The following is an 8,884-nucleotide window of genomic DNA, read 5'->3' as shown; positions in this document are numbered from 1 at the left end:
CACCCCGACCCTCCCCTGAAGGGGAGGGGGCCAACCCAACTTCCAGTTTCATGATGCTTCGACGAACCCTTCACTGCGCACTCGCCGCCATGCTCCTCATGGCATCGGCCGCCCACGCGCTGACCGCCGACGAAGCCCGGGCCATCGCCTCCGGCGAATCCGAAGCCCGCATCGCCGCGCTCAACAAGGCCGTGCTCACGGCCGACGACAAGACCGCCGCCTTCATCCAGGCCATGTCAGACGACGCGGTCAAGTACACCGAGGACAAGGTCTTCGTGATGAAGGACGACAAGGGCTACGACCCCGTCACCGGCGCCGAGCTGAAGGTGCCCGACACCGCGGAAGACGTCGTCAACAACAACCTCATGCGCGGCGCGCTCGATGCCGCGCAGGCCGCGCTCAAGCTCTCCAGCAAGGACGACGCCGTGCGCGCCGAAGCCGCGCAGGCGCTCTTCAAGGAGCCCGACGAATCGCGCGTGCCCATGGTCGAGAAGGCGCTGGCCGCCGAGACCAACCCCAAGATCAAGGCGCAGCTCGAACTGGTGCGCGCCGCCAGCATGCTCACCAGCGCCGACAAGGCCAGGCGCCTCGCCGCCGCCAAGGAACTGGGCAACAACCGCAACCCCGACACCAAGCTGCTGCTCAACCAGCGCCTGGCCGACGAGACCGAGGCCGACGTCAAGGCCGCCATCGTCGCGTCCATCGCCAGCATCGACGGCTCGCTGGTCTGGGGCGACCGCATCAACGCCGTGTTCAGCGGCATCAGCCTGGGCTCCGTGCTGCTGCTGGCCGCGCTGGGCCTGGCCATCACCTACGGGCTGATGGGCGTGATCAACATGGCCCACGGCGAGCTGATGATGATCGGCGCCTACGCCACCTACGTGATGCAGGGCATCTTCCAGAAGTACATGCCGGAGGCGGCCTTCGGCTGGTACCTGGTCGCCGCCATTCCCGTGTCCTTCCTCGCGTCGGCGCTGGTGGGCGCGGTGCTGGAGCGCGGCGTGATCCGTTTCCTCTACGGCCGCCCGCTCGAGACGCTGCTCGCCACCTGGGGCATCAGCCTGATGCTGCAGCAGCTGGTGCGCTCGCTGTTCGGTGCGCAGAACGTCGGCGTCGAGAACCCCGGCTGGATGAGCGGCGGCTTCACCATGCTGAGCAACGTCACGCTGCCGTGGAACCGCATCTGCATCATCATCTTCGCCGCCCTGGTGTTGCTGGCGATGGGCTGGCTCATCGGCAAGACGCGACTGGGGCTCTTCGTGCGCGGCGTCACGCAGAACCGCCCGATCGCCTCGTGCATGGGCGTGAACACCGCGCGCATCGACACCTACGCCTTCGCGCTCGGCTCCGGCATCGCAGGCCTCGCAGGCTGCGCGCTGAGCCAGATCGGCAACGTCGGCCCCGACCTGGGCCAGAGCTACATCGTCGACAGCTTCATGGTTGTCGTGATGGGCGGCGTCGGCCAGCTCGCGGGCACCGTGTATGCGGCGCTGGGGCTGGGCATTCTCAACAAGTTCATCGAGGGCTGGGCGGGCGCGGTGCTTGCCAAGATCGCGGTGCTCGTTTTCATCATCATCTTCATCCAGAAGCGGCCGCAGGGCATCTTCGCAATGAAAGGCCGGAGCGCAGAGGCATGAGCAAGGTCGTACTTCCAACCAAGGGGCCGCTGCTGAGCGGCAAGGGCTGGACGGCCTTCTTCGTCGCACTCATCGTGGTGTGCGCGGTGGCGCCCGTTCTCAACATGTGGGTGCCGGTGGACAGCCCGCTGCACATGAGCGACTACGCGGTGGCGCTGGTCGGCAAGATCATGTGCTACGCCATCTGTGCGCTGGCCATGGACCTGATCTGGGGCTACACGGGCATCCTGTCGCTGGGCCACGGCCTGTTCTTCGCGCTGGGCGGCTACATGATGGGCATGTACCTCATGCGCCAGATCGGGCGCGACGGCAACTACAAGAGCGACCTGCCCGACTTCATGGTGTTCCTCGACTGGAAGACGCTGCCCTGGCACTGGACCTTCAGCGACAGCTTCATCGCCACGCTGATCCTGATCGTCGCGGTGCCGGGCCTCATCGCCTTCGTGTTCGGCTTCTTCGCGTTCCGTTCGCGCATCAAGGGCGTGTACTTCTCGATCATCACGCAGGCCATGACGTTTGCGGCCATGCTGCTGTTCTTCCGCAACGAGACGGGCTTCGGCGGCAACAACGGCTTCACCGACTTCAAGCGCATCCTGAATATTCCGATCGCCACGCAGGAAATGCGCATGACGCTGTTCGCGCTCACCGGCGCCACGCTGCTGGGCTTCTTCCTGTTCGCCAAGTGGCTCATCGGCAGCAAGTTCGGCCGCGTGCTGCAGGCCATTCGCGATGCCGAAACGCGCGTGATGTTCTCGGGCTACAACCCGCTGCCGTACAAGCTCACGATCTGGGTCATCTCCGCCGTCATGTGCGGCGTGGCCGGCGCGCTGTACGTGCCGCAGGTCGGCATCATCAACCCGGGCGAGATGAGCGCGGCCAACTCCATCGAGATCGCCATCTGGGCGGCCGTGGGCGGGCGCGCGACGCTCATCGGTCCCATCATCGGCGCCTTCATCGTCAACGGCGCCAAGAGCTGGCTCACGGTGGCCTACCCGGAATACTGGCTGTACTTTTTGGGTGCCTTGTTCATTGCTGTCACGCTGTTCCTGCCGAACGGCATCGTGGGGTTGGTGCGCAAGTGGTTGTCGAGGGAGAAGAAGCAGGCGCTGAGCGAGCCGGTGCAGGAAGCACGGCGCGCCGTGGCCGCGGAGCAGGGCGTGGAGCCCGACGCCCTGGCCTCGCTGCCGGTCGACGCGAAGGGAGCACGCGCATGACGCCCGACCTGATGGAAGCCGGCGCCGAGCGCGCCGCACGCGCCAGCGGTATTCACTACGTGAGCGGCAGCACGGAGTCGGGCGGCCGCACCGCGGACTTCGGCCGCCATGTCACGCCGGGCGAGGTCGACGTCACGCACGGCCGCATCCTCTATCTGGAAGACGTGAGCGTGAGCTTCGACGGCTTCAAGGCCATCAACAAGCTGTCGCTCGACATCGCGCCGGGCGAGCTGCGCTGCATCATCGGGCCGAACGGCGCGGGCAAGACGACGATGATGGACATCATCACCGGCAAGACGAGGCCCGATTCGGGCACCGTGTTCTTCGGCAGCACTATCGACCTGCTGCGCCACCGCGAAGCGGAAATCGCGCAGCTCGGCATCGGCCGCAAGTTCCAGAAGCCGACGGTGTTCGAGCATCTGACGGTGTTCGAGAACCTCGAACTCGCGCTCAAGACGAACAAGGGCGTGCGCGCATCGATGCTGTTCAAGCTCGATTCGGCGCAGAGCGACCGCCTGGCCGAGGTGCTGGAGACCATCCACCTCGCCGACAGCGTGTCGCGCCTGGCCGGCAACCTGAGCCACGGCCAGAAGCAGTGGCTGGAAATAGGCATGCTGCTGATGCAGGACCCGAAGCTGCTGCTGCTCGACGAGCCGGTCGCCGGCATGACCGACGAAGAGACGGCGCGCACCGCCGAGCTGTTCCTCACCCTCAAGGGCAAGCATTCGCTGATGGTGGTGGAGCACGACATGAGCTTCATCCGCACCATCTCCGAGATCGTCACCGTGCTGTGCGACGGCTCGGTGCTGGCTCAGGGCACGCTTGATGAAGTGCAGGCCGATGAGCGTGTCATCGAGGTCTATCTTGGGCGCTGAGGCCGTTGTTGTTCAGGGCGCGGCGACGGGGGCTGTCCCTTTGGGCGGCCGACGTCACCGGCCCTTCGGGCTTCCCTGCGCTGCTCGCGACGGGCGGGGTCTCGCAGAACTCGCTTCGCTCAGACAGCTGCGAGCCCTGATCCGCCCGCCGCTGCGCTGCTCGGCGGTGCCTCAACGGCCGCCCAAAGGGACAGCCCCCGTCGCCGTGGTCAGAGCCGTGCCGCGTACCGGGCGCTCCCCAAAAGAAACCAGAGAAGGAGCCCATAAATGCTGACAGTAAAAAACATCCACCAGTACTACGGCGGCTCCCACATCCTCCGGGACGTGAGCTTCGAAGCCAAGCTCGGCAAAGTCACCGTGCTGCTGGGCCGCAACGGCGTAGGCAAGACCACGCTGCTCAAGTCGCTCATGGGCCTGGTGCCCATCAAGAGCGGCAATATCGAACTCGAAGGCAAGCCCATCCACAAGGCTACCCCCTACGACCGGGCCAGGGCCGGCATCGGCTTCGTCCCCCAGGGCCGCGAGATCTTCGCGAGGCTCACCGTCGAAGAAAACCTGCGCATGGGCCTGGCCTACAAGAGCGGCGGCACGCCGATCCCCTCGGAGCTGTACGACCTGTTCCCCGTGCTCAAGCAGATGAGCAACCGAAGAGGCGGCGACCTCTCCGGCGGCCAGCAGCAGCAGCTTGCCATCGCGCGCGCCCTGGCGCCCAAGCCCAGGCTCCTCATCCTCGACGAGCCCACCGAAGGCATCCAGCCCAGCATCATCAAGGACATCGGCCGCGTCATCCGCATGCTGGCCGACCGCGGCGACATGGCCATCGTGCTGTGCGAGCAGTACTACGACTTCGCCCAGGAACTGGCCGACGACTACCTCGTGATGGAGCGCGGCGAGGTCATCGCGCGCGGCCTCGGCAAGGACATGGAAGCACAGGGCGTGCGGCAGCTGGTGGCCATCTGAGCCTTGCTGCCAGGGCCTCGCGGCCTTGCGAGTACAGGGTCTTCGGCAATTCCGTATCGGCGGGATTTCAGGGTTAACCCTAAAATCGGGCTTTGCCCGCTGCTGCCGGGCACCTCCCAGGAGCCTGGCCTTGAACGCCTCCCCAACCGCGCCGGAAAGCGCGGGCACCGACATTTCCTCCTTTTCGCTGCCTTCCGGCAAGCCCGCCAACTTCCTGCGCGCGGTGCTCGCGCTGGGCGTCGGCGGCTTCGCCATCGGCACCGGCGAATTCGTCATCATGGGCCTGCTGCCCGAAGTCGCCAAGGACATCGGCGTGAGCATTCCGCAGGCCGGCCACGTCATCAGCGCCTATGCGCTCGGCGTGGTCATCGGCGCGCCGGTGCTCGCGGTGCTCGCCGCCGGCTGGCGCCGCCGCGCCTTGCTGATCGCGCTCATGGCCGTGTTCGCGGCCGGCAACTTCGCCAGCGCCATCGCGCCCAACTACCTGCTGCTGAACCTGCTGCGCTTTGCGGCCGGCCTGCCGCACGGCACCTACTTCGGCGTGGCCGCGCTGGTGGCCGCCACGCTCGCGCCACCGGGGCGCCGCGCGCGAGCCGTGGGGCTCGTCATGCTGGGGCTTACCGGCGCCACGCTGGTCGGCGTGCCCATCGCGGCCTGGCTGGGCCAGATCTTCGGCTGGCGCGCGGCCTTCGTCTTCGTCGGCGTCATCGCGCTGGTGGCCATCGCGCTGCTGCGCCGCGACATCCCCGACATGGCCCCGGCCGCCGGCGCAAGCCCGTGGCGCGAACTCGGCGCGCTCAAGCGCAAGCAGGTGTGGTTCACGCTGGGCATCGGCGCCATCGGCTTCGGCGGCATGTTCGCGGTGTTCAGCTACATCAAGCCCACGCTGATCGAAGTGGCCGGCATGCCGCTGGGCGGCGTGCCCTTCGTGCTGGCGCTGTTCGGCCTCGGCATGGTCATGGGCAACCTCGTGGGCTCGCGGCTGGCCGACAAGTCGCTCATGCGCACCATCGGCGGCCTGCTGGTCTACGCCGCGCTGGTGCTCGCGATGTTCACCTTCGCGGCCCACAACATGGTGACCGCGTCGATCAACGTGTTCCTCATCGGCACCACCGTGGCCATCGGGCCGGCGCTGCAGATCCGCCTGATGGACGTGGCCGGCGACGCGCAGACGCTGGCGGCGGCGCTCAACCACTCGGCCTTCAACATGGCCAACGCGCTGGGTGCATGGCTCGGCGGCGTCGCCATTGCGGCCGGGCTGGGCTGGACTTCCACCGGCTGGGTCGGCGCATTGCTTGCGCTGGCGGGCATGGGCGTGTTCGGCTGGGCGATTGCCAGCGCCCGCGCCGACGCGCGTCAGCGGCCGGCGGCCATCGCCTGCTGAGCCATCGGCGCCCGCTCGACCGCGCCGATTGACAGGGCAGAGCGAACCGGACGACATTGCCGGGATGATCGATGCCAACGTGAACGCCGCCGCGTGCAAATGAAGAAGAGCGCGGCAATGCAGAAATTCTCCCGCCGACAGCTCCTTTTCAGCGGCCTCGCTGCCACTTCGCTGGGCCATCCCTTCCCGAGGCTGAACGCGCAGCCCGCGTCGCGGGCGCTGTTCACGCTGGGCGTGGCCTCGGGCACGCCTACAGCCGATGGCTTCGTGCTCTGGACGCGGCTGGCCCCCGAGCCCCTGCAAGGCGGCGGCATGGGCGATGCACCGGTCGAGGTGCGCTGGGAAGTCGCCGACGACGAGGGCTTCAGGCGCGTGGTGGCAAAGGGCGCGGCCACCGCCACGGCCGAGTTCGCGCACTCGGTGCACGTCGAGGTGCGCGGCCTTGCGCCGGGCCGCTGGTATTGGTATCGCTTCACGGCAGGCGGCGATCGCAGCCCCGCCGGGCGTACGCGCACCACGCCCGCCGATTCCGACGAAGCCTCGCAGCCGCTGCGCTTCGCCTTCGCCTCCTGCCAGCACTACGAGCAGGGCTACTACGCCGCCTACCGCGACATGGCCGCGCAGCCGCTCGACTTCGTCGTGCACCTTGGCGACTACATCTACGAAAGCTCCCGCGCTTCGCACCAGGTGCGGCGGCACGAGGGCGGCATTCCCACGCAGCTGGCGCAGTTCCGAGACCGCTACGCGCTCTACAAGGCCGATGTGCAACTGCAGGCCGCGCACGCCGCCTTCCCCTGGCTCGTGACCTGGGACGACCACGAGGTGGCCAACGACTACACGAACGACGTGTCGCCGCGCACCGTCGATCCCGCGCAGTTCCTGGCGATCCGCGCTGCCGCCTACCAGGCCTGGTACGAGCACATGCCCGTGCCCGCCAGCATGCGCCCGCGCGGCGCCGATGCCACCATCTACGGCCGCCACCGCTTCGGCCGCATGCTCAACGTGCTGCTGACCGACGGGCGCCAGTACCGCTCGCACCACGCCTGCCTGGCCGGGCGCAGTGCCTCGCCGCTGGCCGATTGCGCCGATCGCCTTTCGCCGGAGCGCAGCCTCTTCGGCGCCGAGCAGGAAGCATGGCTGGCGCGCGAGCTCGCGGCGCCGCCCGCGCGCTGGACGCTCATCGCCCAGCCCACGCTGCTGGCCGAGGCCGACCGCAAGCGCGGCCCCGATCACGGCTACTGGATGGACGGCTGGGACGGCTACGCCGCCGCCCGCGCGCGCCTGCTCGACGGACTGGCCGCGCACAAGGCGCGCGGCGGCAACGCGCTGGTGGCCAGCGGCGACGTGCACGCCTTCTGGGCCGCCGACCTGCGCCAGGGCGATGCGCAGCAGGGGCAGTTGGTCGCGACCGAATTCGTCGGCGGCGCCATCACCTCCGAAGGGCCGAGCGCCGCCAGCGTGGCCAACATGCTCGCGAAGAACCCGCACCTGCGCTACGGCCGGGCCGACAGGCGCGGCTACGCGCTCATGACGCTCGACGGGCGCGGCTGCGCGGTCGAGTTCCGCGCGGTGGAAGACGAGAAGACGGCAGATTCGCCGGTCGGCACCATGGCCCGTTTCTCGGTGGAGCGCGGTGAGCCCGGCGTGCGTGCGGAAAGCACCTGAAAGCGCCACCCGCCTGCAGGATTGCGCGGCCGTGCCTATGATGGCCGCCGCCCCTTCCATCCTCATTTCTCATCTCCCCCTGAGCGAGAACCGAACACCATGAGCATTCCCACCACCCGTCTCGGCCGCACCGGCCTTACCGTGTCCCGCCTGGCCCTGGGCACCATGACCTTCGGCCTGCAGACCGACGAGACCGTGTCGCACCAGATCCTCGACAAGGCGGCCGAGGGCGGCATCAACTTCCTGGACACGGCCGACGTGTACCCGCTCGGCGGCACCGTCGAGACCACCGGGCGCACCGAAGAAATCATCGGCCGCTGGCTGCAGAAGCAGGGGCCGGTGGGCCGCCGCCGTTTCGTGGTCGCCACCAAGGCGGTCGGCAAGGTCGGCCCCAACAGCTGGGACCAGGGCGCGTCGCGCAAGCACCTGCTGGACGCCATCGACGCGTCGCTCAAGCGGCTGCAGACCGACCACGTCGACCTGTACCAGCTGCACAGCGACGACCGCGAGACGCCGCTCGAGGAAAGCCTGGAGGCGCTCGACGTCATTGTGAAGTCGGGCCGCGCGCGCTACGTGGGCGTGTCGAACTTCCTGGCCTACCGGCTGGCCCGCGCGCTGGGCAAGGCCGAGCTGCACAAGCTCACGCGCTATGTGTCGGTGCAGCCGCGCTACAGCCTGCTGTTCCGCGAGATCGAACGCGAGCTGCTGCCGCTGGCGGGTGAGGAAGGGCTGGGCGTGATTCCCTACAACCCGCTGGCCGGCGGCCTGCTCACCGGCAAGTACAAGGCCGGCGCCAAGCCCGAGGACAACACCCGTTTCACCCTCGGCACCGCCGGCAACATGTACCAGGACCGCTACTGGAACGAACGCAGCTTCAACACCGTGGCGCAACTGCACAAGCTGGCGGACGAAGCCTGCGTGCCGCTGGCCACGCTGGCCGTGGCATGGGTCATGGCGAACCCGCTGATCACCGCGCCGCTCCTTGGCGCGAGCCGGCCCGACCAGCTCGATGCGACGCTGGCGGCCGCCGAATACAAGCTCGATCCGGCGCTGAAGCAGAAGCTCGACGAGCTGACCGCCGAATACCGCAAAGGCGACGCACCGCGCTGAACGGTGTTTCTCCTTCCCCCTCTGGGGGAAGGCCGGGAT

Annotated in this window: 7 protein-coding genes; all 7 read left to right on the top strand. The window is 68.2% G+C overall.

The annotated features are described in order from the left end of the window. Window positions 1–89: 89 nt before the first annotated feature. Window positions 90–1,637 (top strand): urea ABC transporter permease subunit UrtB, encoded by a 1,548-nt coding sequence (gene urtB / locus AC1RVW_RS30405; RefSeq protein WP_493204436.1) that lies wholly within the window; start codon window positions 90–92, stop codon window positions 1,635–1,637. Continuing rightward, complete coding sequence (gene urtC / locus AC1RVW_RS30400) at window positions 1,634–2,851, top strand: urea ABC transporter permease subunit UrtC (RefSeq protein ID WP_493204434.1); 1,218 nt, start codon at window positions 1,634–1,636, stop codon at window positions 2,849–2,851. Before urtB ends, urtC begins: the two co-directional genes overlap by 4 nt. Continuing rightward, window positions 2,848–3,726: an urea ABC transporter ATP-binding protein UrtD gene (gene urtD / locus AC1RVW_RS30395; RefSeq protein ID WP_081270214.1), complete on the top strand. Its 879-nt coding sequence runs from the start codon at window positions 2,848–2,850 to the stop codon at window positions 3,724–3,726. Before urtC ends, urtD begins: the two co-directional genes overlap by 4 nt. Before the next feature lie 267 nt (window positions 3,727–3,993). Continuing rightward, complete coding sequence (urtE, locus tag AC1RVW_RS30390; RefSeq protein WP_493204432.1) at window positions 3,994–4,686, top strand: urea ABC transporter ATP-binding subunit UrtE; 693 nt, start codon at window positions 3,994–3,996, stop codon at window positions 4,684–4,686. Window positions 4,687–4,816: 130 nt separating this feature from the next. Beyond that, window positions 4,817–6,070: an MFS transporter gene (locus AC1RVW_RS30385; RefSeq protein WP_081270217.1), complete on the top strand. Its 1,254-nt coding sequence runs from the start codon at window positions 4,817–4,819 to the stop codon at window positions 6,068–6,070. A 117-nt stretch (window positions 6,071–6,187) separates the two neighbouring features. Then, complete coding sequence (locus tag AC1RVW_RS30380) at window positions 6,188–7,735, top strand: alkaline phosphatase D family protein (protein WP_493204430.1); 1,548 nt, start codon at window positions 6,188–6,190, stop codon at window positions 7,733–7,735. Window positions 7,736–7,834: 99 nt separating this feature from the next. Next, window positions 7,835–8,845, top strand: a complete 1,011-nt coding sequence (locus tag AC1RVW_RS30375) for an aldo/keto reductase (RefSeq protein ID WP_493204428.1) — start codon at window positions 7,835–7,837, stop codon at window positions 8,843–8,845. The last annotated feature ends 39 nt before the right edge of the window (window positions 8,846–8,884 follow it).

This window comes from Variovorax sp. MPBD4-3 (assembly GCF_058809745.1).
The sequence above is the reverse complement of the archived record's forward strand: the minus strand, read 5'-3'. Positions and strand labels throughout refer to the sequence as shown.